This is a genomic window from Domibacillus sp. (assembly GCF_031181085.1).
Taxonomy (GTDB): Bacteria; Bacillota; Bacilli; order Bacillales; family Domibacillaceae; genus Domibacillus.
Genome location: NZ_JAPSLE010000002.1, coordinates 311,169 through 337,092, shown reverse-complemented (window position 1 = coordinate 337,092; position 25,924 = coordinate 311,169). Strand labels below are relative to the sequence as shown.

The 25,924-nt window shown below is 45.3% G+C and carries 29 protein-coding genes; 4 read left to right on the top strand and 25 right to left on the bottom strand.

Translation table 11 applies throughout. From position 1 onward, the window contains the following. The first annotated feature begins 64 nt into the window (after window positions 1-64). Window positions 65-295 (top strand): hypothetical protein, encoded by a 231-nt coding sequence (locus tag RIN81_RS05415; RefSeq protein ID WP_309088102.1) that lies wholly within the window; start codon window positions 65-67, stop codon window positions 293-295. 31 nt (window positions 296-326) lie between these two features. Here the strand turns inward: RIN81_RS05415 and qoxD are convergent, their stop codons facing one another. The 4 genes from qoxD to qoxA are packed head-to-tail and all read right to left on the bottom strand — an operon-like array spanning window position 327 to window position 4,106. Continuing rightward, window positions 327-614: a cytochrome aa3 quinol oxidase subunit IV gene (qoxD, locus tag RIN81_RS05410; RefSeq protein WP_242233171.1), complete on the bottom strand. Its 288-nt coding sequence runs from the start codon at window positions 612-614 to the stop codon at window positions 327-329. Between the two features lie 4 nt (window positions 615-618). After that, window positions 619-1,215, bottom strand: a complete 597-nt coding sequence (gene qoxC / locus RIN81_RS05405; protein ID WP_242232920.1) for a cytochrome aa3 quinol oxidase subunit III — start codon at window positions 1,213-1,215, stop codon at window positions 619-621. Then, a complete protein-coding gene (gene qoxB / locus RIN81_RS05400) occupies window positions 1,215-3,161 on the bottom strand; it encodes a cytochrome aa3 quinol oxidase subunit I (protein ID WP_309088100.1) in 1,947 nt (648 codons plus the stop codon). The genes qoxC and qoxB overlap by 1 nt, the downstream gene beginning before the upstream one ends. Before the next feature lie 30 nt (window positions 3,162-3,191). After that, window positions 3,192-4,106 (bottom strand): cytochrome aa3 quinol oxidase subunit II, encoded by a 915-nt coding sequence (qoxA, locus tag RIN81_RS05395; RefSeq protein ID WP_309088098.1) that lies wholly within the window; start codon window positions 4,104-4,106, stop codon window positions 3,192-3,194. 363 nt (window positions 4,107-4,469) lie between these two features. Here qoxA and RIN81_RS05390 point away from each other — a divergent pair, with 363 nt between their 5' ends. After that, a complete protein-coding gene (locus RIN81_RS05390) occupies window positions 4,470-4,847 on the top strand; it encodes a DnaJ family domain-containing protein (RefSeq protein ID WP_309088096.1) in 378 nt (125 codons plus the stop codon). A gap of 160 nt (window positions 4,848-5,007) precedes the next feature. Here the strand turns inward: RIN81_RS05390 and RIN81_RS05385 are convergent, their stop codons facing one another. From RIN81_RS05385 to RIN81_RS05345, 9 genes are all read right to left on the bottom strand, one after another. Further along, entirely contained in the window at window positions 5,008-5,592 is a 585-nt protein-coding gene (locus RIN81_RS05385; protein ID WP_309088094.1) for a hypothetical protein, read from the bottom strand. Further along, window positions 5,579-5,812, bottom strand: coding sequence for a hypothetical protein (locus RIN81_RS05380; protein ID WP_309088092.1), 234 nt, complete (start codon window positions 5,810-5,812; stop codon window positions 5,579-5,581). The genes RIN81_RS05385 and RIN81_RS05380 overlap by 14 nt, the downstream gene beginning before the upstream one ends. An 85-nt stretch (window positions 5,813-5,897) precedes the next feature. Beyond that, entirely contained in the window at window positions 5,898-6,782 is an 885-nt protein-coding gene (locus tag RIN81_RS05375) for a sulfite exporter TauE/SafE family protein (RefSeq protein WP_309088090.1), read from the bottom strand. A 17-nt stretch (window positions 6,783-6,799) separates the two neighbouring features. Next, on the bottom strand, window positions 6,800-7,420 hold the full coding sequence (locus tag RIN81_RS05370) for a precorrin-2 dehydrogenase/sirohydrochlorin ferrochelatase family protein (RefSeq protein ID WP_309088088.1): 621 nt from the start codon (window positions 7,418-7,420) through the stop codon (window positions 6,800-6,802). Next, on the bottom strand, window positions 7,405-8,154 hold the full coding sequence (locus tag RIN81_RS05365; protein ID WP_309088086.1) for a sirohydrochlorin chelatase: 750 nt from the start codon (window positions 8,152-8,154) through the stop codon (window positions 7,405-7,407). The genes RIN81_RS05370 and RIN81_RS05365 overlap by 16 nt, the downstream gene beginning before the upstream one ends. Further along, window positions 8,151-8,924 (bottom strand): uroporphyrinogen-III C-methyltransferase, encoded by a 774-nt coding sequence (gene cobA / locus RIN81_RS05360; RefSeq protein WP_309088084.1) that lies wholly within the window; start codon window positions 8,922-8,924, stop codon window positions 8,151-8,153. Before cobA ends, RIN81_RS05365 begins: the two co-directional genes overlap by 4 nt. Before the next feature lie 84 nt (window positions 8,925-9,008). Further along, window positions 9,009-9,605 carry an adenylyl-sulfate kinase gene (gene cysC / locus RIN81_RS05355; RefSeq protein WP_242232910.1) on the bottom strand — a complete coding sequence of 199 codons (597 nt, stop codon included), beginning with the start codon at window positions 9,603-9,605 and terminating at the stop codon, window positions 9,009-9,011. Window positions 9,606-9,619: 14 nt separating this feature from the next. Continuing rightward, a complete protein-coding gene (sat, locus tag RIN81_RS05350) occupies window positions 9,620-10,759 on the bottom strand; it encodes a sulfate adenylyltransferase (protein WP_309088082.1) in 1,140 nt (379 codons plus the stop codon). A 72-nt stretch (window positions 10,760-10,831) separates the two neighbouring features. After that, window positions 10,832-11,551 (bottom strand): phosphoadenylyl-sulfate reductase, encoded by a 720-nt coding sequence (locus tag RIN81_RS05345; RefSeq protein ID WP_309088080.1) that lies wholly within the window; start codon window positions 11,549-11,551, stop codon window positions 10,832-10,834. Window positions 11,552-11,744: 193 nt separating this feature from the next. Between RIN81_RS05345 and RIN81_RS05340 the strand changes: the two genes are divergently transcribed. After that, window positions 11,745-13,367: an ABC-F family ATP-binding cassette domain-containing protein gene (locus RIN81_RS05340; RefSeq protein WP_309088078.1), complete on the top strand. Its 1,623-nt coding sequence runs from the start codon at window positions 11,745-11,747 to the stop codon at window positions 13,365-13,367. A 36-nt stretch (window positions 13,368-13,403) separates the two neighbouring features. Here RIN81_RS05340 and RIN81_RS05335 read toward each other — a convergent pair whose 3' ends face one another. From RIN81_RS05335 to RIN81_RS05325, 3 genes are read right to left on the bottom strand one after another with little or no spacing between them, the layout of a single operon-like run. Continuing rightward, complete coding sequence (locus tag RIN81_RS05335) at window positions 13,404-13,823, bottom strand: universal stress protein (protein ID WP_309088076.1); 420 nt, start codon at window positions 13,821-13,823, stop codon at window positions 13,404-13,406. A gap of 17 nt (window positions 13,824-13,840) precedes the next feature. Beyond that, window positions 13,841-15,163 (bottom strand): FAD-dependent oxidoreductase, encoded by a 1,323-nt coding sequence (locus RIN81_RS05330; protein WP_309088074.1) that lies wholly within the window; start codon window positions 15,161-15,163, stop codon window positions 13,841-13,843. After that, a complete protein-coding gene (locus tag RIN81_RS05325; protein WP_309088072.1) occupies window positions 15,160-15,441 on the bottom strand; it encodes a GNAT family N-acetyltransferase in 282 nt (93 codons plus the stop codon). The genes RIN81_RS05330 and RIN81_RS05325 overlap by 4 nt, the downstream gene beginning before the upstream one ends. A gap of 151 nt (window positions 15,442-15,592) precedes the next feature. Here RIN81_RS05325 and trhA point away from each other — a divergent pair, with 151 nt between their 5' ends. Further along, the gene (gene trhA / locus RIN81_RS05320) at window positions 15,593-16,249 is read left to right on the top strand and encodes a PAQR family membrane homeostasis protein TrhA (RefSeq protein WP_309088070.1); all 657 of its coding nucleotides are present in this window, start codon (window positions 15,593-15,595) and stop codon (window positions 16,247-16,249) included. Between the two features lie 29 nt (window positions 16,250-16,278). Here the strand turns inward: trhA and RIN81_RS05315 are convergent, their stop codons facing one another. The 9 genes from RIN81_RS05315 to RIN81_RS05275 all read right to left on the bottom strand — a co-directional run bounded on the left by RIN81_RS05315 (window position 16,279) and on the right by RIN81_RS05275 (window position 25,892). Further along, on the bottom strand, window positions 16,279-17,226 hold the full coding sequence (locus RIN81_RS05315) for a tripartite tricarboxylate transporter substrate binding protein (RefSeq protein ID WP_309088068.1): 948 nt from the start codon (window positions 17,224-17,226) through the stop codon (window positions 16,279-16,281). After that, a complete protein-coding gene (locus RIN81_RS05310) occupies window positions 17,223-17,903 on the bottom strand; it encodes a response regulator (protein ID WP_309088066.1) in 681 nt (226 codons plus the stop codon). Before RIN81_RS05310 ends, RIN81_RS05315 begins: the two co-directional genes overlap by 4 nt. After that, complete coding sequence (locus RIN81_RS05305) at window positions 17,903-19,183, bottom strand: sensor histidine kinase (RefSeq protein WP_309088064.1); 1,281 nt, start codon at window positions 19,181-19,183, stop codon at window positions 17,903-17,905. The genes RIN81_RS05310 and RIN81_RS05305 overlap by 1 nt, the downstream gene beginning before the upstream one ends. Before the next feature lie 93 nt (window positions 19,184-19,276). Then, window positions 19,277-20,602 carry a CitMHS family transporter gene (locus RIN81_RS05300; protein WP_309088293.1) on the bottom strand — a complete coding sequence of 442 codons (1,326 nt, stop codon included), beginning with the start codon at window positions 20,600-20,602 and terminating at the stop codon, window positions 19,277-19,279. Between the two features lie 267 nt (window positions 20,603-20,869). Then, window positions 20,870-21,229, bottom strand: coding sequence for a replication termination protein (locus tag RIN81_RS05295; protein WP_242232899.1), 360 nt, complete (start codon window positions 21,227-21,229; stop codon window positions 20,870-20,872). 100 nt (window positions 21,230-21,329) lie between these two features. After that, on the bottom strand, window positions 21,330-22,769 hold the full coding sequence (locus tag RIN81_RS05290) for a phospholipase D family protein (protein WP_309088061.1): 1,440 nt from the start codon (window positions 22,767-22,769) through the stop codon (window positions 21,330-21,332). Between the two features lie 71 nt (window positions 22,770-22,840). Further along, window positions 22,841-23,905, bottom strand: coding sequence for an acetyl-CoA C-acyltransferase (locus RIN81_RS05285; RefSeq protein ID WP_309088059.1), 1,065 nt, complete (start codon window positions 23,903-23,905; stop codon window positions 22,841-22,843). Then, window positions 23,902-25,305 carry an AMP-binding protein gene (locus RIN81_RS05280; RefSeq protein ID WP_309088057.1) on the bottom strand — a complete coding sequence of 468 codons (1,404 nt, stop codon included), beginning with the start codon at window positions 25,303-25,305 and terminating at the stop codon, window positions 23,902-23,904. The genes RIN81_RS05285 and RIN81_RS05280 overlap by 4 nt, the downstream gene beginning before the upstream one ends. Window positions 25,306-25,337: 32 nt before the next feature. After that, window positions 25,338-25,892, bottom strand: coding sequence for a biotin transporter BioY (locus tag RIN81_RS05275; protein WP_309088055.1), 555 nt, complete (start codon window positions 25,890-25,892; stop codon window positions 25,338-25,340). Window positions 25,893-25,924 lie beyond the last annotated feature (32 nt).

Below are 25,924 nucleotides of genomic sequence, written 5' to 3'. Positions count from 1 at the left end.
CGAAAAATATTTGACAATTTTGTGAACCTGCGTAAAATAGATAGTAAGAAGGAGCTGATAAAAAATGACAGAAGAGCAAGTGAAAATACTTTCGTTTATCAAGTATTTCTCAGGCGCGGGCTGTGTTATTGGCGGATTAATCTTTCTTGTGAGTCTTTTTGCAAGCGGTTACAACGAAGGGTACATGATGTCCATTGTCGGTGCAACCATCCTTGTGAGTTCGATGTGGATCTTTGGCATATGGCTGGTATTCGTTTTAATAGAGAAAGTAAGTTCAAGGTACGAGAAGATATAAAAAAACCGGAGCGATTTGCTCCGGTTTTTTCTTAATACATATAACCCCAGATCATGGTGAACAATGTTCCAAGGATCGTTACGACACCAACAAACAAAGCGTAAATGATGTTTGTGTAAAGTGTGTTTTTGTCTTCTGATTCCCCGATATGCATAAAGAGAAGAAGCTGAACCAAGGCTTGTGCAATAGCGGTAACAAGCAGGATTGCCATTCCCATCTTGTATGACATATCAAAAGCGAGAACCGCCAAGGCAACAATCGAGAGGACCATTGAAAATACAAAGCCCATCACGTGCTGCTTCGGGAACAATTGCTTCATCATCTTACATCATTCCTTTCAAATAAACGAAGCTGAAGATAAAGATCCAGACAACGTCTAGGAAGTGCCAGTAAAGCGAGAAGATAAACGATTTGTTCGCTGTTTCCGGTGTCAAGCCGCGTTTTGCTACTTGAATAAGGATTGCTACTCCCCAGAAAAAGCCGAACGTTACGTGCGCACCGTGCGTGCCAAGCAATGTCATCAAGCTTGATGTAAAGGCGCTTGTTTGAATCGTGGCACCTTCATGGATATATTCTACAAACTCATAAATCTCTGTACCAAGGAATCCAAGGCCGAGGACAAGGGTGATCACAAAGAAAGTCATCATCGCTTTTTTCAAGCCAAGACGCATCGCATGGATACCAAGACCAATCGTGAAACTACTTGTTAAAAGCAAAACCGTTTCGATCATAACCGGCGTAATTTTAAACAGTTCCTCTGCGCTCGGTCCATCGCCGTGGCCGTTATGAAGCGTAAAGTAAACTGCGAACAGCGTGGAGAAAAGGGCGATCTCGGCGCCAAGGAAAATCCAGAAGCCGAGAATCTTCAGCCGGTTTTCTTCTGTACTGTATTCAAGCGGCAGCGATTCATCAATTTTCATTATTTTTCACCTCCAAGTTCCCGTTCTATCCGTTCAACTTCTTCGACAGAAACGTAGTAGCCGTGATCTTGTTCAAATGAACGAAGGGCCATAAAGACAAAGATCAAGATTGTGAAAATAATGGTCGGGATCCACCAGCTGAATACGAGGCAGAAGCCAGCACCGAAAAACGCACCACTCATAAGGAACGGCATGCCGCTGTTGTTTGGCATGTGAATCTTTTCAATTGGGCCGCTCCAAAGCGGTTTGTTGTGTTTCTTCGCAAACCAGAATGCATCAAGCTCGTTCACTTGTGGAATGCGTGCAAAGTTGTAGAACGGTACAGGACCGTGTGTTGCCCATTCAAGAGAGCGGGCATCCCATGGATCGCCTGTTTCATCGCGCGGGCTGTAACGGATACTCCAGTACAAGTTATACACGAGGATGATAAAGCCGATCCCCAAGCCAACCGCGCCAAGGAATGAAAGCATGTTAAGCGGGCCGTAGCCAGTGCTTTCAGAATATGTGTACATACGGCGAGTCATACCGTTTAGTCCAAGAATGAACAGCGGGAAGAACGCCACGTTAAAGCTGATTGTAATAAACCAGAAAGCAAGTTTTCCAAGCTTTTCATTTAAACGGAAACCGAAGACTTTCGGGAACCAGAAATGGAAGCCGGCAATAACGGCGAATACCGTACCGGGAATCAATACATAGTGGAAATGCGCCACTAGGAACATTGTGTTGTGGTACTGGTAATCGGCACTTGCCATCGCAAGCATAACCCCAGTAACACCACCGATTGTGAAAATCGGAATAAATGCAAGCGAATAAAGCATTGGTGTCGTAAAACTAATTTTCCCTTTATGAAGGGTAAGCAGCCAGTTGAATATTTTCACACCGGTTGGAACGGCAATCAGCATCGTTGTGATGGAGAATACGCTGTTGACCATAACGCCGTGGCCCATTGTGTAAAAGTGGTGCGCCCAAACAACGAAAGAAAGAAGGGAAATCGCCACCATACTAATAACCATTGATTTGTAGCCATACAAGTTTTTACGTGCAAACGTTGAAATAATTTCACTGTAAATACCGAAAGCAGGAAGGATAACGATATATACTTCAGGATGTCCCCAAACCCAGAAAAGGTTAGCCCAGAGCATGTCCATTCCGCCGTCCTGCATGGCGAAAAACTTCGTGCCAAACTGACGGTCCATTGTCATCAATGCAAGTGCTACTGTTAAAACAGGGAACGCGAACACGATGATAACGTTTGTGATCAAGATAGACCAAGTAAACATTGGCATTTTCATTAATGTCATGCCTGGTGCACGCATTTTCAAAATCGTTACAAGGAAGTTAATCCCTGTCGCCAATGTACCAAGACCTGCAATTTGCAGGGAAATTGCGTAATAGTTGTTTCCGACTGTCGGGCTGAATTCCAAGCTCGCCAGCGGGAAGTAAGCAGACCAGCCGGCATCCGGTGATCCCCCGATGATAAATGAAATGTTAAACAAGCCTGTCCCAACCGCGAACAGCCAGAAGCTGACGGAGTTCAGGCGTGGGAATGCTACGTCACGTGCACCAATTTGAAGTGGTGTGACAACGTTCATTAATCCAATGATAAATGGCATCGCCATAAAGAGGATCATGATAACGCCGTGTGTTGTAAAGATTTCGTTGTAATGCTGCGCATCAAGCAGGCCGTTTTCCGGCATCGCTGTTTGTCCGCGCATAAGGAGGGCGTCAACGCCTCCACGGAATAGCATTACAAGGGCGACTAAGATGTACATAACGCCGATTTTTTTATGGTCAACCGTTGTGATCCATTCACGCCATAAGTAACCCCACTTTTTAAAGTAGGTTATCCCAATAAAAAGGGATAGCGCACCGACCACAATACTGATCATCGCTCCGACGATCATGGGTTCGTTAAGAATGAGAAATTGTTGCTCATGCGACTCCATGTTAAGTGTCTCCTTTCATTGTTGTGTCCATCACTCAGTGTGGTTCGGATGGGTGTGTGGCTCTGAAGAAGGAGCCGTTTTGTCTGCATCTTCTTCTGTGTTAGGTGTTCCGTGATGCTGTCCTTCTGGCGGCGGGTTAAACTCAAGGTGAGTAGACGAGTACGATTTGCGGCCTACGAAATCTGTTTCAAGCAGCTTGTCGTAATCAGCGTCAGTCAGCTTTGGTGCTGTTGTTTTGACGTCATTTACCCATTCGTCATAATCCGCTTGTGTCATTGCTTGTGCTTCAAATTCCATTTGAGCGTAACCTTGACCATTGAAGTTTGAGTTACGGCCCATGTATGATCCCGGCACATCTGCTGCCATATGAATCTTCGTAACGTGGGCGCTCATCGCGTACTTCTGACCAGCCAGCTGTGGAATCCAGAAGCTTGTGATTGGTCCGTATGAATACAAACGGAACTCTACTGGACGATCTACCGGAAGGTTTACATAGTTAACTGTTTCAATGCCTTCCTCTGGATAGCTGAAATGCCATTTCCAGTTAGACGATGCTGCATAGATAACAAGCGGCTCTTCATTTTCATAGCCAACCGGCTTGCTTTCTACTTTACTTGTTGATTGAACTGTAATAACGGACAAAAACACAACAATTATGATCGGAATAACCGTCCAAATAATTTCTAGTTTTGTGCTCCCATGTTCGTGAGGAGGCTCGTAATCCTCTCCCATTTTGGACGCCCGATACTTGATAAGCATGTACGCATACAACACGTAAACAACAAATAAAATACCGCACATCACAATGATTGACATAATAATGGTGTCAGATAGCGTTTTGGCATTCGGCCCTTTTGGATCAAGTACCATTAGCGGATTTTCGCATCCTGCAAGCACTGTAGCAATAGTGAAAATCGCTGATAATAACAACCATTTCTTTTTCATGCTGTACCCCTTTCTTATGTAGTTCCGTAGTTCAAAGCGTAAAGAATGTTAACAACTTCACAATTGCTTGTTTTCAGTAGATAAACCTAGTTGTAACGATCTTTTCACCACTCTCTATGCTAATCCTATTAGCCGCAAAAAACAATATTTTCACGACAGTGTCACAAAAAATTCAACAGTTTTCGCCTTTGTTTGTACAAAATGAAAATTCTTAGTAGATTCTTTCGTGAAAATATGTCTATAAAACTGTTTTACAAAGAGCTATATGTAAAGCACTGCCAAGTTGAAAAAGGACTTATTTCCGGTATTTTGTTTCGGATCTGCTATAATAAACATCACTCAATTGAAAATGGAGGAATAAAAATGGATTCATTCCGGATTGCTGAAGAACGGATCAAGAAAGCGATGGAGGAAGGCGCATTTGACCGCCTGCCAGGTGCTGGAAAACCGCTGCCGAAGGATGAATTTGCATCACTGCCGCCGGAAATGCGAATGGCTGCAAGAATGCTGAAAAATGCTGGTTTTACACAGGAAGATGCTCATTTGCGCCAGGATATCCGCGAGCTCGAACGGTTAGTAAGCAATTGTGGCGACCCAGACCAGGTACGGTCGTTAAACGAGCAGCTGAATGAAAAAAGGCTTCGTTACAATCAGCTGCTGTCTAAAAGAAGGATTAAAACGAATTCCGCCATGTTTAAGCAATATGAGGATAAAATCGAACGAAAACTGTTTGATAAGTAAAAGCTGGATATGAAGTGAAAGGAAGGAAAAAAGGGGAAATATATAAAAGGCTTGTTTTGTTTTTTTATTTTTAAGTTAACATAATATTTATTATAGAAAGTCGAATATCTTTTTTCTCATTCTATAAGTAAACTTGTAACAATGAGAAAAAAGAGAAATTTTACGTTTCAGTTTTTATCCAGTCCTGGATCCATTTATTTGTTTTTGTTTTAAGCGATTCTTGTTTTAAGTACTCGTGGTCGATTAAATCATCTTTGTGCAGCAAAAACATTCGGTATGCCCATTGATAATCTTCATGGTCTTCAGGAAACTGGACATTGGAGACGAGCACCGATTCAAGTCTGTGTATAATAATATCTTCTACAGCAATCACAAAAATGCTGCGGCCGCTTTTTAATTCGATTTCAACCACTTTCTCCGCGCTGCCTTCCAGATCACTGGAAGGGATTTCAATGGCAATTTCAAGCTCTTCATGGTACCATTCGCGCGCTGTCCGCTTAAACGCCAATTCATCTGTCAGCAGCTTGTTGAATTGCTCCCATCCACTGGAAATAAAATCAATATCGTGTGTCGTGTAATGGTTTAACGTATATAGTTCTACCGCCAGCCCGCCGACGACTACAGGCTTAATGCTGAATGCACTCATATATTCCGTTACAAGGCCCGCAAATTCAAACATGCGCTCACGGATCGGCAGCTGCTTTAAAGTCTCTAATTGGGCGCGTAAGGCATCAATAGGCATCAAAATAAATCTTCCCCGATTCTTTAATAACAAAAGTGCCTTCCTGAACAGCCCGTTGTTTTTTGGCCAAAACAAGAGCGGTAAGCGCCTCCGATTCCCCTTTAGAACGAATGCGGGATCGTTTAATGGAAGGACTGCTTTTTTGAGCTGCATACAGCTGTGCGTTCACCGAAGGACGTTTTTCATTGACAAACGACTCCAGTGCAGCAAACTGAATTTTCATGTAGCTCCCTCCTTTGTTTACTTTTAGTATACCCGATTTTTCTGATTTGGTTATAAAAAAACAAGACCTGTGACAGGCCTTGTTTTTAAGATACTCTTTTTTGTTCACTGCGGGCGATTTGCTTTTCTTTCCGAACCATATAAACCGTTAGTGGAACCCAAATCATAACGAGCGCAATAAATACCGCCGATTGGGCTGAACCAGGGATATCCGTATATTTAAAAATGGCATTTAAATTTGTGAAAATCAGCATGCCGCTTACAATAACCGCTAACACGCGTGTTGGCAGGCTTTTCACAATATAGGCAGCAATAGGCGCTGCGATAATACCGCCAAGCATAATGGCCCCTGCCCACAGCCAGTTAATTTTGTCAGGGCCAAGTGAAATCATGAATCCAATTGTGGCGGACATTGCAACAGCAAATTCACTGGCCGCTACTGTCCCAATAGCGATTCGGGGCTCCATGCCTTTTTGTGAAAGTAAAGCTGGTGTTGCAATAGGTCCCCAGCCTCCGCCTCCGCTGGCGTCAAAAAAACCGCCGATAAGGCCTAGAGGGATAAAAAAGCGATTCGTTGGCGCTTTTGGTGCTTGCTTTTGTGCATTCTTTAATAAAAGGAAACGGCCTAATATAAACAGCCCGAGACAAAGCAGGAACGTAGAAACGTAAAGACGTACATATTCTCCCGTCAAGTTGCTTAGAAAAGTTGCACCGGCAAACGCACCAATAGAGCCAGGGATAATGAGTTTTTTCAGCATGGCTTTATCGACATTTCCAAATTTCCGGTGACTAATGCCCGATGCTGCCGTTGTCACGACCTCTGCCATATGAACAGAAGCCGAGGCAACGGCCGGAGCAATTCCCGCAGATAAAAGCAACGTTGTTGATGTCAGGCCGTAGCCCATTCCAAGGGCCCCGTCCACAAGCTGGGCAGCAAGCCCGACGAGTGCAAAAATGATAAAACGTTCCATACCGTTCCTCCTGTAGTCTACAAGGTGGGATACTCCTCTTTAAGATCCGCCATGTATTGTTTTCTTTTCTCTGGATATTCCAAATAATCATTCTCTACTGCCCTCTTCAGCCACTTTCGCCGTTCAGGACGTTCAGGAATATGCCGTTTAATATACTGACGGACCTCATACAAAAAATCTACATACGCTTCATAACGTTCGTCAAATTCTTCTTCCAGCTGATTACGGATTTGAGTAGAGAGAGATGGGCTTGCGCCGCTTGTAGACACACTGATCATAAGCTTTCCACGCATCATGACAGCAGGAATCTGTGCATTGCCAAGATCATTATGCTCTGCATGGACAACGAGTTTTCCATGATGGACAGCAAGCTCAGCCATTTTGGCATTTGCCTGCTTGTCGTCTGTGACAAGCATAATTAAAAAGGCATCCTCAAGATCGCTCCACTCGACTTTCTTACGACGAAGCACTACTTTTTCTTCAAGAGCCAATTGTTCAATAGACGGGTGAAAATCGGGGCTGACAATATGCGGGCGTATACCGAATCGAAGTAAATTCTCGGTTTTGTGAAAAGCGATCGGACCGCCGCCCGCAATTACAACCTTTTGTCCGCTCAAGTCAATCATGATGGGAAACATACAGGCTCCGATTGGGCAGCTTCTGCTACACGCTGTGCTAAAATACGGCCAATAACCGGGTCATACCCGAGATGGCGGCAAAGGTGAATCTCGCTGGTTGAATTCAGTTTTTTCACAGCTCGTTCCATCGTTTTCGTTAATATACCGGTAAAAAGCAGATAAGGGACAATAAACAGCTGACGAGGCTGCCTGTCTACCGCCTGGCGAAGAGCGTCTTCAAAAGAAGGTTCACAAGCTGCCATATAACCAATAGTCACATCAGTTAACTTGGTTTTAGATTGAAAAAGATCGAGAATGTAACCGAAGTCTTCTTTTGTTGCCGGATCACTGCTTCCCCGTCCTACAAGCAGAACCGACGCATTCGCTGAAATCGGTGCGGCTTCTTTCATCCGGTCGATTAATACATCGATAATTTGTTCCTGTACACCCAGCGGGCGTCCATAACGAATCGCAACGTCAGGGAAAAGCTTGGCTGCTTTTGCAAGCTCTTCTGGGATATCTTCTTTTGCATGCCCTGCTGTCAGGAGGAGAAACGGAATCGCAGTGATATCCGTTGCTCCTCTTTCCACACAGGTACGAAGCCCTTCTTCAATGGAAGGGGCCGAAAGCTCAAGGTAGCAAATCTCCTGGATGGGCATGTCAACAAGCGGCATGGTTTCGCGTATAAAATCTGCCGCCTGCTTAGCGCCTTCTTTTATGCGTGTTCCATGACAAATGTAAAGAACTGCTTTCATCCTTTTGCACCCCCCTGTACCTTTTTCGCATTTTCATTAAACCATTGCAATTCTCCTCGCATTTTCACCACTTCACCAATGACGATCATGCTTGGATTGGTAATCCCTTCTTCTTGTGCAACATTATAAATGTTTTCGAGTGTGCCTGTTACCGTCTGCTGCTTTTCCGTTGTTCCCCAATGAATTAGAGCTGCCGGTGTTTCGGGAGATTTTCCGTAGCGAATTAATTTTTCCTGAATATAAGGAAGGTTTTTGACACCCATATAAATGGCAATCGTATCAATTCCTTTTGCAAGAGACGCCCATTTTGTTTCTTCATCTGCGCCTTCTTTGCGGTGGCCGGTTACGATGGCAAAAGATGCGCCGTAATCACGATGAGTTACAGGAATACCGGCATACGCAGGCGCTGCGATACCAGATGTGATACCTGGAATCACTTCAAAGTCCACGCCGTTTTGTACAGCAAACGCCGCTTCCTCGCCGCCACGGCCAAATACGTATGGATCGCCGCCTTTTAGCCGGACGACCTGCTTGCCCTGCTTGGCATGCTCAACGAGAAGCTCGTTAATGTTTTCCTGCTGGACAAAATGACGGTCTGGCAGCTTTCCGCAAAAAAGAAGCTCGGCTCCTTCTTTGGCATGGCCAAGAAGCTCCATGCTGATTAAGCGGTCATATAAAATCACATCTGCCTCCTGTATTGCCCGTAACCCTTTTACCGTAATTAAATCCGGATCCCCCGGACCTGCACCGACAAGCCATATTTTGCCCATCGTGCCACCTCCCGTTCATCATGCATTTCTCTCTATCTGATGCTTTTTATCATAGCCTGAATGAAAACCTTAGGCAAGGTGCTTTTACAGCCAGTTGTTTTTCTTTAAGTACTCAACAAGCTGGTCCACGCACTCTTCAACGGAATATTGATCCGTATTTAACACAAGCTCCGGTTTTTCCGGTGCTTCATACGGAGATGAAATACCAGTAAACTCAGGAATCTCGCCTGCTCTTGCTTTTTTATACAAGCCTTTTGGATCGCGCTGCTCACATTTTTCAATCGGGCACTCAACGAATACTTCAATAAACTCGTCGTTTTCAAGAAGTGCGCGAACGGTGTCACGATCTTCACGGAATGGAGAAATAAAAGCTGTGAATACAAGCTGGCCTGCATCTACAAACAGTTTAGATACTTCCCCAATACGGCGGATATTTTCTTTGCGTGCTTCATCTGAGAAACCAAGATCCTTATTTAAGCCATGGCGCACATTGTCTCCGTCTAATACATACGTGCTTACGCCAAGATCAAACAAGCGGCGGGCCGCAGCATTTGCGACCGTTGACTTGCCGGAACCGGACAGCCCGGTAAACCATAGTACCGCGCTGTGGTGTCCGTTTTTCTTGCGACGTTCTTCTTTTGTTAGTGACTGTTCATGCCAGACGATATTGTTGTTCGTCATGTTTCTTCTCTCCCTTATGCGTTTGATGTTTCTTTCATTCCACGGATTAGAACTTCTACCACTTCTTTACGGCTGAATTCTGCCGGTGGAATTTCTCCTGCACGAAGCATTTCACGCACTTTCGTACCAGAAAGAATCACATGGTCTTCTTTTGAATGCGGGCATGTTTTGGAAGAAGCCATGTTTCCGCACTTTTTGCAGAAAAAGCTGTGTTCAAAGAACAGAAGCGTAATGCCGATTTCTTCCGCTGTGAAGTTTGAGAATATTTCTTGGGCTTCATACGTACCGTAGTAGTCACCAACACCTGCATGGTCACGGCCAACGATAAAGTGTGTGCAGCCATAGTTTTTGCGGACAATCGCATGGAAAATCGCTTCGCGCGGTCCAGCATAGCGCATAGCTGCTGGGAATACAGCAAGCTTCACACGGTCTGCCGGGTAATAATCGCGAAGAAGCACCTGATAGCTTTCCATACGGATATCAGCTGGAATATCATCGGATTTTGTTTCGCCAACAAGCGGATTTAAAAGAAGCGCGTCTACAATTTCAAGCGCTGATTTCTGAATGTATTCATGTGCACGGTGAACCGGGTTGCGTGTTTGGAAACCGACAATTTTGTTCCAGCCATTTTCACGGAAAATACGGCGTGTTTCGGATGGATCAAAGTAGAACTCTGCGAATTGCTCGCGTTCAATGCGTTTCACAAGTGTAATCGGGCCGCCCAGGTAAACCGGACCGCGGCTGTATACTTTTTTTACGCCTGGATGTGCTTCTTCTGTTGTTTTGTATACATTTTTTGCTTCAAGCTTTTGATCAGGCTCATAAATGTCTTCAATGTTCAGCACACCATATACCGTGCCGTTTTGTTTCAATAGGACTGTGTCCCCTTTTTCATATCCAGATGCATCCTGTACAGGGAGCGTGATCGGAATGCTCCAAACTGTGCCGTCTGCGAGGCGCATATCTTTTACGACGCTGTCATAATCTTTTTGTGTAAGAAAGCCGGTAAGCGGGCTGAATGCGCCCGTGGCGATTAATTCAAGATCACTTAAAGCCGTCGCATCAAGTTCGACTTCTTTTGAAATGCCGGATAGGTCAAAATCCGGTTGGTATTGGTTGATAAGTTGGCCTCCATGGGCAGCAATGTTCGTCATGTATAGGTCCCTCCGAATAGGTTAAAATTCATAGATAAACACTTGGTATTATTTTTAAAAAAATTTAAGATCTTACGGATTGGTTGTATGAAGACCGCATTCTGTTTTACCGGATCCGCTCCAGCGTCCGGAACGAATGTCGTCCATTGAAAAAGCAGGCTTCGTGCAAGGTTCGCAGCCAATGCTTGGGTAACCCTGGTCATGCAGTACATTATAGTCAAGCTCATGCTTTGTTACATAACGCCACACTTCTTTCCACGTCCAGTGAATAAGCGGGCACACTTTAATTTTTTGGAATCGGTTATCAAGATTTAAGTAATTTGTGTTTGCTCTTGATTCCGATTGCTCACGGCGCAGCCCGGAAATCCAAGCTGTTGACGGAGCCAATGCTTTTTGAAGCGGAATAATCTTCCGGATTTCACAGCATTTATTTGGGTTTGTAGCAAACAAGTCTGGTCCAAACTTGGCCGCTTGTTCTTCGATCGTCATCTCTGGCTGCTGCATGCGAATATTCAGCTGCGGATAACGAGCTTTTACTTTATCGATGGTCTCGTATGTTTCTTTAAAATGATAATGTGTATCTAGAAAAACGATTTCTGCATCCGGCTTTACTTGAGCAATCAAGTCAATCAAAACAATGCCTTCAATTCCGAAGCTGCAGGCATAAACAAGCTTGTCGCCATACGTATCATATGCCCACCGAAGCACTTCAAGTGCTCCTTTTGTTTCTGAATCAGCCGGAAAGTCAGGGATCTGGTCCTGCATATCATTCCACGATTCAAAGGTAATCATTGATGTCCCCCTCTTTATTATCTGTTCTTTTCGAATGAGTTTAGTTTATCAGAAAATAATGCAAAGTCAATCCTATTTGCTTACTCGGAATTAAAAAAGATTTGCCCGCTTTTTCAATTTACTGTTTATTCTTTTTTTCTCCCAAGAATGATATAATCAGAGGCGATGAATTCATATTGGGAGGAAAAAACATTTGATTACAGTACAAGATGTCAGCCTGCGCTTTGGCGACAAAAAATTGTTTGAAGATATTAACTTAAAGTTTACACCGGGGAACTGCTACGGACTTATCGGCGCAAATGGTGCCGGCAAGTCTACATTTGTTAAAATTTTATCCGGTGACCTGGAGCCGCAGACCGGTCATGTGTCCATGCCAAAAGATGCGCGTCTTGCCGTATTAAAGCAGAACCACTTCGAATATGAAGAGTTCAGCGTAATGGAAACGGTTATTATGGGTCATGCCCGTCTTTATGAAGTAATGAAAGAAAAAGATGCGATCTACATGAAAGCTGATTTTACGGATGAAGACGGCATGCGCGCAGCGGAACTCGAAGGTGAGTTTGCTGAAATGAACGGCTGGGAAGCAGAATCTGAAGCTGCGATACTCCTTTCTGGTTTAGGTATTCAAGAAGCACTGCATGACAAAAAAATGTCAGAGCTTGATGGATCAGACAAAGTAAAAGTGCTTCTTGCCCAGGCCTTATTCGGCAAGCCGGACGTTCTTTTGCTGGATGAGCCGACCAACCACCTTGACATTGAAGCGATCCGCTGGCTGGAAGAATTTCTAATTAACTTTGAAAATACCGTTATTGTGGTATCCCATGACCGTCATTTCTTAAATAAGGTATGCACGCACACTGCAGACCTTGACTTTGGAAAAATTCAAATTTATGCCGGTAACTATGATTTCTGGTATGAGTCAAGCCAGCTTGCACAAAAATTACAGTCAGATGCGAACAAGAAAAAAGAAGAGAAAATCAAAGAACTACAAGCATTTATCGCTCGCTTCAGCGCCAATGCTTCAAAGTCAAAACAAGCGACCTCACGGAAAAAGTCTTTGGATAAAATCACGCTGGATGATATCAAGCCTTCTTCCCGCCGTTACCCATATGTACAGTTTACGCCTGAGCGTGAAATTGGGAACGATGTCCTGCGTGTAGATGGATTGTCCAAAACAATTGATGGCGTGAAAGTGCTTGATAACGTAAGCTTTATTATGAACCGGGAAGATAAAATTGCGCTTGTCGGCACAAATGAAGCAGCCAAAACGGCACTGTTTAAAATTTTAGCAGGCGAAATGGAGCCGGACGAAGGCTCATTCAAATGGGGCGTCACTACATCACAGGCTTACTTCCCGAAAGACAACTCCGAATACTTTGAGGGGTCAGAGATGACGCTTGTAGAATGGCTGCGCCAATTTTCGCCGGCGGATGAAAGCGAAAGCTTCCTACGCGGATTCCTTGGCCGGATGCTTTTCTCTGGTGAAGAAGCGCTGAAAAAAGCCAGCGTGCTTTCCGGGGGAGAAAAAGTCCGCTGCATGCTGTCTAAGATGATGCTGTCCGGTTCAAACGTTCTTTTATTGGATGAACCGACCAACCACTTGGACTTGGAATCTATCACGGCTCTTAACAACGGCTTGATTGCGTTTAAAGGCGCCATGATCTTCTCGTCTCATGACCATCAGTTTGTTCAGTCAACAGCGAACCGTATTATCGATCTTACACCGAATGGAATCATCGATAAGATGATGACGTATGACGAGTTTTTAGAAGATACAGAGCTTCAAAAACGTGTAAAAGAAATGTACGCTTCCTAAATAAAAAATGGCACCTCCCCGCGGAGGTGCCATTTTTTATTTTACGATCATCACGGGACAGTTCACCCGTTTCATCACTTTGTGGCTTACGCTGCCAAGAACAAACTCTTGAAGATGGTTCAGTCCTCTGCTGCCGAGAATAATCAGGTCTGCCTTTTGGGCATTGGCGTACTTCACAATAGCGGGTCCTGGATCTCCCTCCCGTACCAAGACGGAATATGGAATGCCTTTTCCCGTAAAAAGGCATTCATGACGAGTCAGTTTGTCCCGCCGTTCCCACTGAACCGCATTCATGCGTTCCTGCTGTAAAGCAGCTCCTTTTGATTCATCAGGCCTTGAAACAAACACAATTGTAACCGTACATGAAGGGGAAGCACCCGCTATCGCCGCAGCATGCTCGGCAGCACGATACGAATGCTCTGACCCGTCCGCTGCCAAAATAATATGTGAATACATATGCGCTCCCTCCCGCTTTATCTGGCCCGGCGCGCCGCTTGCTGAATAGGATCCCATACACTGTTAACCGGCGGAGAATAGCTTAAGTCCAAATCTTCCAGTTCTTCGACGGTCATGTTGTTAAACAGGGCCGCCGACAGCACATCTATATGCTTCTCTGCCCCGCGCTCGCCCACTGCCTGGCCGCCGAGCAGCAGCCTGGACTCCGGATCATACAAAATTTTCACACGAAGAGGAGAAGCATCCGGGTAATAGCCGGCTCTGTTTTTTGTTTCAATCGCAGAGACCCGATAGGAAATCCCTTCCCTTTCCGCTTCTCTCTCCGTTAAGCCGGTTGATGCAGCCACCAGGTTAAAAAATTTAAAAACGGACGTGCCGGTAACACCTTTAAAGGACCTTGTCCGGCCGGCCATGTTCAGTCCGGCAATTCTTCCCTGCTTGTTAGCGGTTGTGCCGAGCGGAATATAATCGGGTTTTCGTTTTACAAGATGAAAATGTGTGGCACAGTCACCGGCTGCGTATATACCGGGCACCGAGGTTTCCATTCGGTCATTGACGATAAGCGCTCCGTTTTCAAGCATATGGATGCCTGTTTTCTTTAAAAAAGCGGTATTAGGACGAATGCCAACAGCAGCAATGACGAGATTAGCCGGATAAGCGGCACTTCTCGTTACAACCTGTCCTGCTTCAATTGCCTCAACGTGTTCATTCAACGATAGAATCACACCGTGCTGCTCGGCTTCCTGATGAAGCGCCTCGGCTATATCCGAATCAAGCATGCCGGCAATTTGGCTGCTTCTTTGAACAATCCGGATCTGTTTTCCGAGCCGGTGAATGTTTTCAGCCATTTCAAGGCCGATATATCCCGCTCCGATAATGACAACTTCGTTTACCTCTTTTGAGCTGAGATGGCGCATTAAACGCTCGGTATCCGGAATGGTTTTGACAACGTGCACCCTTTCTACGCCTGCTCCTCTCCAGGACGGCAGAACCGGGCTGGCTCCGGTTGCAATTAACAGCCGGTCATAGGAAACTGTAAACGTTTCTTTCGTTTCATGATTCACGCCGGATACAGTCCGTTTTACCGGATCTACCGCTGTAGCTTCATGCAAAATACGGGCATCGATCCCATACTTCATGCGAAATGTTTCAATGGTTCGGGCAATCACTTTATCCGTTGAAGGAATAAGACCGCCGACCACATAAGGAAGCCCGCACTGGCCATAGGAATAAATAGCTCCCTTTTCAAGCACAGTAATCTCTGCTTCGCTGTCACTACGCACGATTTGCATGGCAGCACTCATGCCGGCCGCGTCTCCTCCAATCACCACATATTTCATGTAGATAGGGCATTTACATCGTCATATTTGCCGCCTCTTGCAAATTTTGCGACGACATAGGAGCAGGAAGGAATAATTTTTAGGTTTTCTTCTCTTGCATAATCGGCAAGCGTATCGAGCAGCCGTTCGGCTACACCGCCGCCGCGCAGCTCGTTTGCGACATACGTATGGTTGGCATTAATTTTTCCTTCCCCAGCCGGGACGTAGGTGATTTCCGCAACACGCCGGCCGTCTTTCTCCATGTAAAAAATGCCGTTTTCATGTTTAATTGGTTCCATTTCAAAAAAACCCCTTTCATCCATTGTCTTTATCAGTATACCCGTTTTTCCGGTATATCCTAACCTTTTTGAAAGGCGGAACGAGAATAATTCGAAATGAATATGCTACAATACGACTGTGACATTTACCCAATGGGAGGAGCTGCCGCATATGAAAGAATCTTCGACTACACATGTATTTTCCAGGGGTGAGGAAATTGCCAACTCCATTACCCACGGAATTGGCGCCCTGCTCAGCTTAGCCGCTCTTGTTTTATTGATTGTTTTTTCGGCCATTTACGGAACCGGCTGGCATTTAGCAGGATTTATGATTTTTGGCATCACGATGCTGCTTTTATATGTGTCTTCTACGCTTGTTCATAGTTTTCCTCAAGGAAAAGTAAAAGACTTGTTTGAAATTTTTGATCACGCGTCTATTTATTTGTTTATAGCAGGGACGTATACGCCATTTCTATTTGTGGCCGTCCAGGGAACGCTCGGCTGGACACTGTTTGGTTTAATATGGGGAATGGCCATAGTCGGCACAGTGTTTAAATGCTTTTTTGTAAAGCGGTTTGTCGGGCTGTCTACCCTTTTGTACGTGATGATGGGCTGGCTGATCGTTTTTGCCTGGGGGCCGCTTACAGCCGCTCTGTCACCCATGACGCTTTCTTTTTTGGTTACCGGGGGGGTTTTATACACAGCAGGCGCCGTTTTTTACGTCTGGCGCGGTTTTCCGTATCATCACATGATCTGGCACTTGTTTGTACTGGCGGGCACCGTATTTCACTTTTTCGCGGTTCTTGGCCTTTTGCCGCAAACAGCGTAAAAGCTGTCTCTAATCATTAGAGACAGCTTTTATTTTTGGTTCATCATATAGCGGTATTTTTTTGTATCAGACCGGAGCAGCGCTTCCGTGTCCTCGCTGTTTCGATAAAAAGGAGTCCAATGGTTTTTCTTCAGCTCTTCTTTCCAATGAGGAGAAGATTGAACCGCGTTTAAAAGCTCGCTCCACCATTTCTGCTCCGCTTCTGTTAAATCGCCAGGACCCATCACGCCGCGCCAGTGCGGAAACACGACATTAATGCCTTGTTCCTTCCATGTTGGTACATCCGGGAGATGACCAAGCCGCTTCGGCGAGGAAATAGCGATAATGCGGACGTTTCCATTTGCCGCAAAATCTTCTGACTGAGAGGAAGACAGAGAAGCAGCAGCGATTTTTCCGTTTTGAAGCGCTTCGAGGAGCGCTTTTCCGTCAGGATAGCGAAAAAAACGAAGGGAAGCCGCCGATATGCTCTTTGTACGTGCTGCCTGAGCGAAAGCAATTTGATCATCGTTGCCAAATTGCGGCTCAATACCGATGGGATAGCGGCCGGGCTCTCTTTTGAGCTTGTCCATTAAGTCATTAATCGACTGGATAGAAGAATCATTAGAAACAATCACTGCCTGCCACTCGCTGGCCATTGTGGCAAGCGGCGTAAAATCTTTGTATTGAAGATTGCTGTGCCCGAGCAGCCTGTTTGTGAGCAGCAAGCTTGAGTTAATGGCGATTGTACTGGAGTCTTCTTCGTTTAAACGGGCCCAGCCGTCATTTCCGCCATCGCCTTCTTCGTACACAATATGTATGGGCTTTTTGATAAGCTGCTCTTTTTCAATAACCGTTTTAATCGATTTGGCGAGTGCATCCCAGCCGCCGTTTGGAGAGCCGGGGACAATAAAGGTCAGGCCCTTTTCTTCAAGCGGTGGAGAAGACGCCTCACAGCCGGCCGTAAAAAAAATCAAGACAAGCAAAAGAAGCTGCTTCATGACCCAACCTTGAAATAGCGGCGTTCCGGTCGTCCAACGATGCCGTATTCGTGTTCAACCCGGCATTTCCCTACTGTGACAAGGTATTCAAGATAGCGGCGTGCCGTCGTCCGGGAAGCGCCAATCTGGGTGCCCATTTCTTCAATCGATACGCCGTCCCGTAGGTTTTCTAATACTTCCGACACCCGGTTTAGCGTCACGCTGTCGATACCGGTTGGCAGCTGGGCCGCTTGAGGCAATGCCTGGGCGTTCCCGGCAAAATAAGCATCGACTATATCCTGGGTAACCTGGCTTGTGTCCTGAAGCAGCTGTTTTTTCTTTTTATATTCGTTTAACACCGATGTGAACTTCTCAAGCGAAACCGGTTTGATTAAATAATGAAAAACGCCGTAACGAAGTGCTTCTTCAAGCATTTCTTTTTCGGAAGCTGCGGTAACCATAATAATGTCGGTTTTCGGGAAACGGTTCTTTATAATCGGCAGCAGCTCCGTGCCAAGCATATCCGGCATATAAATATCAAGCAGCAAAACATCCACTCTCTTTTTTTCAAGCAGGGCAAGCGTATCTTCTGCATTCAATGCCTTTCCTGCAAGCGTAAACCCGGTTAATTGTTTAAGAAACTCTTCCTGTATGCTGGCAATGCGAAAATCGTCTTCCGCGATCGCAACGTGTATCATCAATGTCCATCTCCTTTAACTGCTTTCTTCGGTATGTAAATTGTAAAAATAGTGCCGGAAGGGTCATTTGGCAGCACCTCCATAAAGCCTCCATAAGCATCAACTGCTTCTTTTACATTATAAAGGCCAAAACCCCGGTTTTCCCCTTTTGTCGATACTCCTTTCTCAAACAAGGAAGAAACCATTTGTTCGTCAATCCCAGTCCCATTGTCAGTCACTTCTATAATTAAAGTTGGACTCGCATCTGTGATCAAAAAAGAAACACGGGGGCTTTCTTTTTGCCTGACGGCTTCAAATGCATTATCAATTAAATTGCTGATAATGGTTAAAAGCGCATGACCGTCCATATGGGAAGGAATACCGGACAGCACGCTTTCCTGTTCAATCGTAAAGGAAATCTTTTTTTCTGATGCTTTAGCGGTTTTGCCGAGCAGCACAGCTTGAATCAAGTCGTCTTGAATTTGTTTAAAAACGATATGCTGCTGCAGGGAAACACTATCAGCTTCCCTTTGAATAAACTCAAGGGCAGCTTCATGGCGGCCAAGCTGCAAAAGACCGGATAAAACATACAGCTTGTTCATAAATTCATGCGTCTGAGCCCGGAGCTCATCGGAATACAGCCGTATTTCATCAATCGTTTTTTTATACAAGGATGCAATTTTTACAGGCTCAAATCCAAGTGTATCAGATAAAATGCTTCTGGTGAGCCATAAACCGCCGGCAATCCCAACTAAAAGCGCTAACGCGGCGGCAAGCAGGATATTTCCCGTCTGGGAAGCAATTTGGGCTGCAATCGATTTTTTGGAAAATTCAACAGAGACGGTGCCAATTACTTCTGAATGGCCGTCTGCTGCTTGGACAATCGGAGCTTTGCCGATAATTGCTTCGCCGTCTGTTCCCTTTTCCTCTACTGTGTAAGAACCTCCGTAAATAAGAGAGCGGCTGTCTGATTCATGGAGCGGCTGTGCTTTTTGAAACGTAGATAAGGCGGTTCCGTTTCGGCCCGCAATCGATATAGACTGCGCAGCGGTTCTTTCCTGAATATGCTCTAAGACGGGAAGCAGTGTATCTGATTTGCGCTCGTCGGTTAAGAAAGCACTCGTTTCCGGCATAAAAGAAATCGTTTGAGCAGTCTGCAAAGAGAGCTGGTGTACCTGATCGGCGGTTTCTTTTGCCTGAATCCAGTAAAAGACCGCAGACATGCCGGCTACGATGAAAAAAAGCAGACAAAAAACGAGTGTAAAAATTTTCGTTCGAAGCGGCACAGTTTTTCTTTTCATGTGAACTCCTATCTTCTTTTTACCAAATTGTACGAAAAAACAGGTCAGAATAAAAGAAAAAATCCCGGATCAAACCGAATCCGGGACTTCTTCTTATAGAGAAATAACACCAAGCAAAATGGCAGCTACCGTCATGACAACGGCTGTTCCGACTGTCCATAGAATTGTAAAGCGCTGGTATTGGCCAAAATCTACTTTTGCCATCCCGACAAGCAGATACGTGGAAGCTACAAGCGGGCTGAGCAAGTGAACCGGCTGGCCTAAAAGTGAAGCACGTCCAATTTCAAGAGCACTTACACCGTAATTGGAAGCAGCCTCCGCGATAATAGGCAGAACACCGAAGTAGAAAGCATCATTAGACATAAAAAATGTAAATGGCATGCTCGCAAGCGCTGTGATAACAGGAAGATGTGGCCCCATCGAATCTGGAATAATGGCAATCAGGCTTTTCGCCATCGCATCAACCATTTCTGTTCCAGATAAAATACCTGTGAAAATACCGGCTGCAAACACGAGTGATACGACAGCCAGCACATTGCCTGCATGTGCCGCAATACGTTCTTTTTGATTGTCTACATTTGGGTAGTTGATCGTAATGGCCACAGCAAAAGCAAGCATAAACAAGATTGGCAGCGGCATAACGCCTAGAATGAGCATCACCATAAGTGCAATAGTCAGTGCAAAGTTAAACCAAAGAAGCTTTGGACGCTTCCATTTTGCATCTTCTTCTGAAACAGCGGCTGTTCCGAAAAACGTTAAATAGCTTTTTCCTTCAACCGGCTGATTGAGTTCTTCCAATGAAAGGACACCAAGGCGGTTCCGTTCTTTTTTCCCCATCCAGTAAGCAGCGGCAATCACCCAAAGGGCGCCGGCAGCCATAACTGGAATAAGAGGATTAAACAGCTCCTGCATATCAAGGCTCAGGGCACTTGCTGCACGGGCAGTCGGCCCGCCCCAAGGCGTAAGGTTGGTTACCCCTACAGCCATAAGCGCTACAGCCGGAAGAATAAGCGGATTCATTTTTAAACGCTGGTAAAGCGGAAGCATAGCTGAGATCGTAATCATGTAGGTTGTTGTTCCGTCTCCGTCTAGTGAAACAATCATAGCCAGTACAGCTGTACCAACCACAATTTTCATTGGATCTCCTTTAACCGCTTTTAAAATTTTTCCTACTACAGGATCAAACAAACCGGCATCGATCATAATTCCAAAGTAAAGAATCGCAAACATCAGCATAACGCCGGTTGGTGCAAGATCAGTAATACCCGCTAAAGCCATTTCTCCAATCTTAGATCCAAATCCGGCAAAAAGAGCAAATGCAGCCGGGACAATCATAAGTGCGATCAACGCGGATAATCTTCCGCTCATTATCAGATACATAAAAACAGCTACCATAGAAAATCCGAGAATGGCGAGCATTGTCATAAAACCAACTCCTTTTTTCTTTTTCTCATTTTTCTCATTTTTTATAATCGCTTTTTGAAAACGCTTTATTATTAAATAATTTAAATAATTTAACTAGAAACGTATATAAAAAGAAAAATAAAAACATTTTGTTTTTAAAATGAATTGTGTTCATAAAATCCAAAGAAGATCACTTTGCCTGCTAAAATACGATTCTGTTTATACAAAAAACCACTTCTCTTATAATAAAGAAGCGGTTTTTCTAACAGATCGTTATTCAGCTTAATAAACATCCTCCAGCGCTTTCCGTAACAATGACATGCTGCGGTCGAGGTCGGTTTTCACTTGTTTCTTATATAACTTTGCTTTTTCATAGTCGGCAAATTGATAGATGACGATTTCTTTGTATTTTGCCCCTTCCTGTACTTTTTTCTGGCGCTTTAAGATGCCATCATCAATCAGTTCATGAAGAGAGCGGTAAATTTCCGAATGGTTTGGCTCGTATCCAAATGCTTTAAACGATGCTTTCAGTTCATCCATTGCCTGCATACCGTACATTTTATGCTCTTCTACAAAGCGAATCATATACAGTTTTAAGAATGCACGCTGCTTAATTAAAAACTTTCCTTCACCTCTTGGCATTTTGTCACGACCTTTTTTCTTTTATTTTAAATCTTTCTTTTAAAAATGTCAAATTTGAATTTTGCACATAATGTAATTAGTTAAAAAGTTTGTTTTTTTTCTAAAAGGTTGTAAAATGAAGCAATTTTTGAAATGAATAAATGGTTCGTTTCATAATAGATATTTTTTCGTTATGCTTTTCATATGGATCTGTGTAAATAGCTCCTTTATTTTCCCAAAGCATATGCATATACGCATCTACTTCTTCTATAATAAGCTGATTGTGAGCAGCTCTTATTTTCACGTCTGTTTCCGGATTGTAGTTATTTAAATTGCGGGACGTATGATTGGCGGACCCGCTGATGACAACCGATTCATTTTCATGCCTTATATACATCATTTTTGAATGAAATTGTTCCGGCGACTGAGCAAACCAGCGCACTTTTACCCTGTTATGTGTGTCTTCACGCAGTTCAGCGGCCATTGGAATATTGGGCAGTCCAGTTTTTTTGCGTCCAAACGAATTTTTATTTGTATCTAAAATTAAGCGGATATCTGCCCCCCGCTCTGCCGCGTCTGTCAGTCCTTCAATCACACTCCGGTCGGCTAAGTAAAACATAGCCAGCCAAATTTCGTCTCCTTTTTGGGCACGAGCCAATTCTTGTTCAATTGCTTCTTGTATTTTACCTTCTGTTAAAAGCTGGACACGAACTTCCCCGCCTTTTTCGGCCGCATTCGTCCATTTTGGAAAAGAGATGTTCCGGCTTGTATCGGCAACGGCTTTTTCGCTTTGCAGCATATCTCCAACGAGCGCTTCTTTTACTTCAAACGCTGCGTTCGCGAAGTAATAACTAGCATCATGCGGATTCGCTGAACTGATCAAGGTCGTTTTTTCGGTTGTAATGGTTTTTCGGTGATTCGCTTTTACGTTCATGAGTTTTAAATAAGAACGTACGGTCATATCCGGCGCCATATCCGTTAATCCATTCGGCAGCCAGCCTTCTTTGCTCTCACCCCACCACGTAAACAGCATGCGGTAAAAGCCGCTGTAAATGGGATTCGGGTCCCGGAACGCATCTAAGTTTGTTTCAACAACCTCGATCCCTGCTTTTTTCATTGCTTCAAACTCGGGTACCGTATGAGAGCCATACGATGAATTTACTTCATCTGTAATAAAGATAATCGGCATGTCCGGATTTTCCGCTGTTTTTGACAGCAGTGCATCCGTTATTTTCTTTGTTATAGTTGGGTATTCTTTTTCTTTTTCATGATACGAATTAAATAAAAAGAAGTCCAAAACGATAAATTGTTCTGCTTCGTCTATAATGTCGAGGGTCCTTGTGAAAATTTCTTCCTTATAAAATTTTTCCCCGTTTTTTTCACCGGACAGGTTGTAGAAAAAATCAACATCTTCACTTGGAACGACCCATTCTTTGCCCGCATACGAAATATGTTCCGGCAGCGGCCGGTATACGTTATACAGCATGATCACTACATATAAAGACAAAAAAAGAATGGCGAACAAGCGCCATTTCCCTCTCCGATCCAGCTCTCTTTTCATCCTTCTTTCCTCCTTCTCTTCTTTCCCGTTTTATACCCGTGCATGTACTGGTAAAAACCGATTTGGAGGTTTTAAACGCGTTCAAAAAGCATAGCTACTCCGATGCCTCCTGCACTTCCTACTGCGGCAATGCCGAATCGTTCATTCCGCTGCTGCATGCCGTAAAACAGCCGCAGTACAAGCATGGCGCCGGATGCCCCGTACGGATGGCCAAGTGCCAATCCGCCCCCGTCCGGATTTATTTTCTCAAAAGGAATGCCGAGCTTTCTTGCTGTGTAAATGATTTTCACAGCGAATGCTTCGTTTATTTCCCATACGTCAATATCTGATACAGAGAGCCCCGTTTTCATCAGCAGCTTTTCAATCGCTGGCACAGGCGAAGCGGCTGGAAAGTTCGGATCGGCTCCGGAGGCAGCGCTGGCTATCACTTTCATGCCTGGTGCTTCTACAGACGTCATAAATACTGCACAAGCCGCATCATTAAAAGCAGATGCATTCAATGCGGTCACCGTTCCTCCTGGCTGAAAAGCTGATTTTGCCCGCGGAGCCATCCTTTCAATCGGCCGTTTTTTTAAAGCTGCCTCATCTACTGAGCATCCGCCGACCGGGACGATTTCATGAGTGAACCGCGCTGCCGCGATCGATTCGGCAAACCGGCGATAACTTAATACAGCGTAATCATCCTGATCCTTTCTTGAAATTTCTTCTCGCTCAGCCAGCCATTCTGCTGCTATACCCATTTCCGGATCTCCAATCGATTGCGGAGAAAACACCGCTTTTTCCGGGCGCAATGAGGTACTGGAGCTTTCACAGCCGCCGGCAATCACGTGCTGTGCCTCACCGGAAGCAACCAATGCTGCACCAAGCCGAATCGCTTCCAGCCCTGATGAACACTGTCTGTCCACTGTGAAGCCGGGTACCGACTGGGGAAGTCCCGCCAGCAGAGCCGACAAGCGCGCAATATTTCCGCCCGGCCCCGTGACATTGCCTAAAATCACTTCGTCGGGCGGAACAGCGGAGCAGTCTGCCAGCGTTTTGATAACAGGTGCTGCAAGATGGGCTGCTTCTATTGTTGAAAAAATCCCATCTTTTACTCCTACCGGCGTTCTTTTCGCATTCGTAATGTAAACAGTCACTGCAGGACCTCCTTTGCTTTTTCCCGAAGAGCTTTCCGGTCGATTTTTCCATTCGTTGTGAGTGGAAGACTGTTTGTTTGAATCCAGTGTCTCGGCAGCTTTTGGACGGATAGAAACTGCTTTGTAAAAACGCGGACGGCTCCCTTGTCTGCCCCGCCTGTATAAAAGCAGACAATCCGGTCGCCAAGATGCACATCCTCAATAGACGTAACCGCTGCTGCATGTACATCCGGACATCTTACAACGACCCGCTCTATTTCTTCCGGATAAACATTCACGCCGCCTGTAATCATCATAAACTGCTCTCTGCCCACCACATATAAACAGCCTTCTTCATCTACATAGCCTGCATCTCCGACCGTATAAAAGCCGTCTTGATCGATGTCAAGCTTGTAGCAGCCTTCGTGCACATAGCCGCTGAACAGCATCGGGCTTTTCACATAAATGGTCCCCGTTTGTCCAGGAGAAAGACTTTCTCCCCCTGACCGGATATCCACCGTTACACCAGTGCTCGGTTTTCCGGAAGAAGCAGGCCGCACTCTGTAATCCTCTGGTGTCATATAAGACACAAAGCTGAGCTCGGAGGCACCGTAAAACTCATAAAGCGATGCCGCTGGATATGTATCGATCCATTGCTGCTTCCGCTCCGCTGTCCACCCTGCACCGGATAAAAAAACAATTCCTTTCGAAGAAGTGTGAAAGCGATTGTACAGCGCTTCAAGCATCGTCGGAACCGCGTAAAAAACAAATGAATCCAGACGGTTTAATGCTTGAGCCGTATGCTGCGGCACAAACTTATCCATTAAAAGAATCGGCTGTCCGCTGAAAAAAGCAAATGCGGCTCCATATAAAAACAGGGAATGGTGAATAGGACCGGCGATGACGGCCGTTTCATGCCCGGTTAGCGGAAAATCGGCCATCCCCGCTTCAAAACTTTTCAGCCAGGACCGCTGGCTGCGGATAAATTGCTTTGGCGTACCGCTTGAACCAGAAGTGAATCCAGAGTAAAACATACAATGAACATCCTCATGGCAATACGAAGAAGGAGTGGTCTGTTCGATCAAAGAACCGGTTTTTTCAAGCTGCTCTGACGGAATGAACAGCACTGGCTTTGCGAGCCGAAGCCGCTCGGTCCGTTCTGCTTCTGTCATCCGCGGATCAAGCGGCATAAAAACAAATCCAGCCCGTACCGCCCCGCAAAATAAAGCGAGCGTTTCCCATCTGTTTTGAGCGGTTAACGCAACGGTCTCTCCCGGCTGCCCGTGTGATAAAAGCCAGGCGGCAGCGCGCTTTGTGATCTCCTCCCACTCCCGGTATGTAAAGGTTCGGCTCGGCGTTTGTAAACAAATATGCTCCGGACACGAATGTGCCCGGAGCGATTGTGTGGACGTTAAATTCATCTTTTATCCCCCCACTGGTACTATATCAAAATTTATGCAGCTCGGCGAAAAGACGGTACAGCCTGCAGGGCGGTACGCAGTCTCGGAACAAGAAGTGCCGCCGCCGCCGCTTTTAGGAGGTCACCCGGAATAAAAGCGGCACTTGCCAGCGTGACTTCTTTCAGCCCGACTCCTGTCACAAGTGACTGAACGGGAATGCCAATGATGTATAAAACGAGAACGCCTCCAATGACGTTAGCAGCAAACGTGCGCTTAGCTGATAGTTTTGCGGCGCGTTCAACCAGGAAGCCGACAACAAATGCGCCCGCAATCCAGGAAATCAGGAAACCGGCACTTGGTCCTGCAAAAACAGCAAGCCCTCCCCGCCCGCCGGCAAGAATAGGAGCTCCTGCTGCGACAGCCAGCAGAAAAATAACCTGGCTGAGTGCACCCAGCCGGGCACCGAGTATGCCCCCCGCAATCATCACACCGATTGTTTGAAAGGAAATCGGCACAGGCGTAAAAGAAAGCGGAATAGGCGGCAGGAATCCAAGCACGGCCATAATAGCAGCAAACATAGCCGCCTGCATCCAGTGAACTGTTTTCATATATGTAATCCTCCAGTGAATTGTTTTTTTTA

Bases quoted from the DNA above. Each gene is read 5' to 3' on its own strand.
- RIN81_RS05415 (WP_309088102.1), top strand. From the start codon at position 65: ATGACAGAAGAGCAAGTGAAAATACTTTCGTTTATCAAGTATTTCTCA.
- qoxD (WP_242233171.1), bottom strand. From the start codon at position 614: ATGAAGCAATTGTTCCCGAAGCAGCACGTGATGGGCTTTGTATTTTCA.
- qoxC (WP_242232920.1), bottom strand. From the start codon at position 1,215: ATGAAAATTGATGAATCGCTGCCGCTTGAATACAGTACAGAAGAAAAC.
- qoxB (WP_309088100.1), bottom strand. From the start codon at position 3,161: ATGGAGTCGCATGAGCAACAATTTCTCATTCTTAACGAACCCATGATC.
- qoxA (WP_309088098.1), bottom strand. From the start codon at position 4,106: ATGAAAAAGAAATGGTTGTTATTATCAGCGATTTTCACTATTGCTACA.
- RIN81_RS05390 (WP_309088096.1), top strand. From the start codon at position 4,470: ATGGATTCATTCCGGATTGCTGAAGAACGGATCAAGAAAGCGATGGAG.
- RIN81_RS05380 (WP_309088092.1), bottom strand. From the start codon at position 5,812: ATGAAAATTCAGTTTGCTGCACTGGAGTCGTTTGTCAATGAAAAACGT.
- RIN81_RS05375 (WP_309088090.1), bottom strand. From the start codon at position 6,782: ATGGAACGTTTTATCATTTTTGCACTCGTCGGGCTTGCTGCCCAGCTT.
- RIN81_RS05370 (WP_309088088.1), bottom strand. From the start codon at position 7,420: ATGTTTCCCATCATGATTGACTTGAGCGGACAAAAGGTTGTAATTGCG.
- RIN81_RS05365 (WP_309088086.1), bottom strand. From the start codon at position 8,154: ATGAAAGCAGTTCTTTACATTTGTCATGGAACACGCATAAAAGAAGGC.
- cobA (WP_309088084.1), bottom strand. From the start codon at position 8,924: ATGGGCAAAATATGGCTTGTCGGTGCAGGTCCGGGGGATCCGGATTTA.
- cysC (WP_242232910.1), bottom strand. From the start codon at position 9,605: ATGACGAACAACAATATCGTCTGGCATGAACAGTCACTAACAAAAGAA.
- sat (WP_309088082.1), bottom strand. From the start codon at position 10,759: ATGACGAACATTGCTGCCCATGGAGGCCAACTTATCAACCAATACCAA.
- RIN81_RS05345 (WP_309088080.1), bottom strand. From the start codon at position 11,551: ATGATTACCTTTGAATCGTGGAATGATATGCAGGACCAGATCCCTGAC.
- RIN81_RS05335 (WP_309088076.1), bottom strand. From the start codon at position 13,823: ATGTATTCACATATTATTTTGGCAGCGGACGGGTCAGAGCATTCGTAT.
- RIN81_RS05330 (WP_309088074.1), bottom strand. From the start codon at position 15,163: ATGAAATATGTGGTGATTGGAGGAGACGCGGCCGGCATGAGTGCTGCC.
- RIN81_RS05325 (WP_309088072.1), bottom strand. From the start codon at position 15,441: ATGGAACCAATTAAACATGAAAACGGCATTTTTTACATGGAGAAAGAC.
- trhA (WP_309088070.1), top strand. From the start codon at position 15,593: ATGAAAGAATCTTCGACTACACATGTATTTTCCAGGGGTGAGGAAATT.
- RIN81_RS05315 (WP_309088068.1), bottom strand. From the start codon at position 17,226: ATGAAGCAGCTTCTTTTGCTTGTCTTGATTTTTTTTACGGCCGGCTGT.
- RIN81_RS05310 (WP_309088066.1), bottom strand. From the start codon at position 17,903: ATGATACACGTTGCGATCGCGGAAGACGATTTTCGCATTGCCAGCATA.
- RIN81_RS05305 (WP_309088064.1), bottom strand. From the start codon at position 19,183: ATGAAAAGAAAAACTGTGCCGCTTCGAACGAAAATTTTTACACTCGTT.
- RIN81_RS05300 (WP_309088293.1), bottom strand. From the start codon at position 20,602: ATGCTCGCCATTCTCGGATTTTCTATGGTAGCTGTTTTTATGTATCTG.
- RIN81_RS05295 (WP_242232899.1), bottom strand. From the start codon at position 21,229: ATGCCAAGAGGTGAAGGAAAGTTTTTAATTAAGCAGCGTGCATTCTTA.
- RIN81_RS05290 (WP_309088061.1), bottom strand. From the start codon at position 22,769: ATGAAAAGAGAGCTGGATCGGAGAGGGAAATGGCGCTTGTTCGCCATT.
- RIN81_RS05280 (WP_309088057.1), bottom strand. From the start codon at position 25,305: ATGAATTTAACGTCCACACAATCGCTCCGGGCACATTCGTGTCCGGAG.
- RIN81_RS05275 (WP_309088055.1), bottom strand. From the start codon at position 25,892: ATGAAAACAGTTCACTGGATGCAGGCGGCTATGTTTGCTGCTATTATG.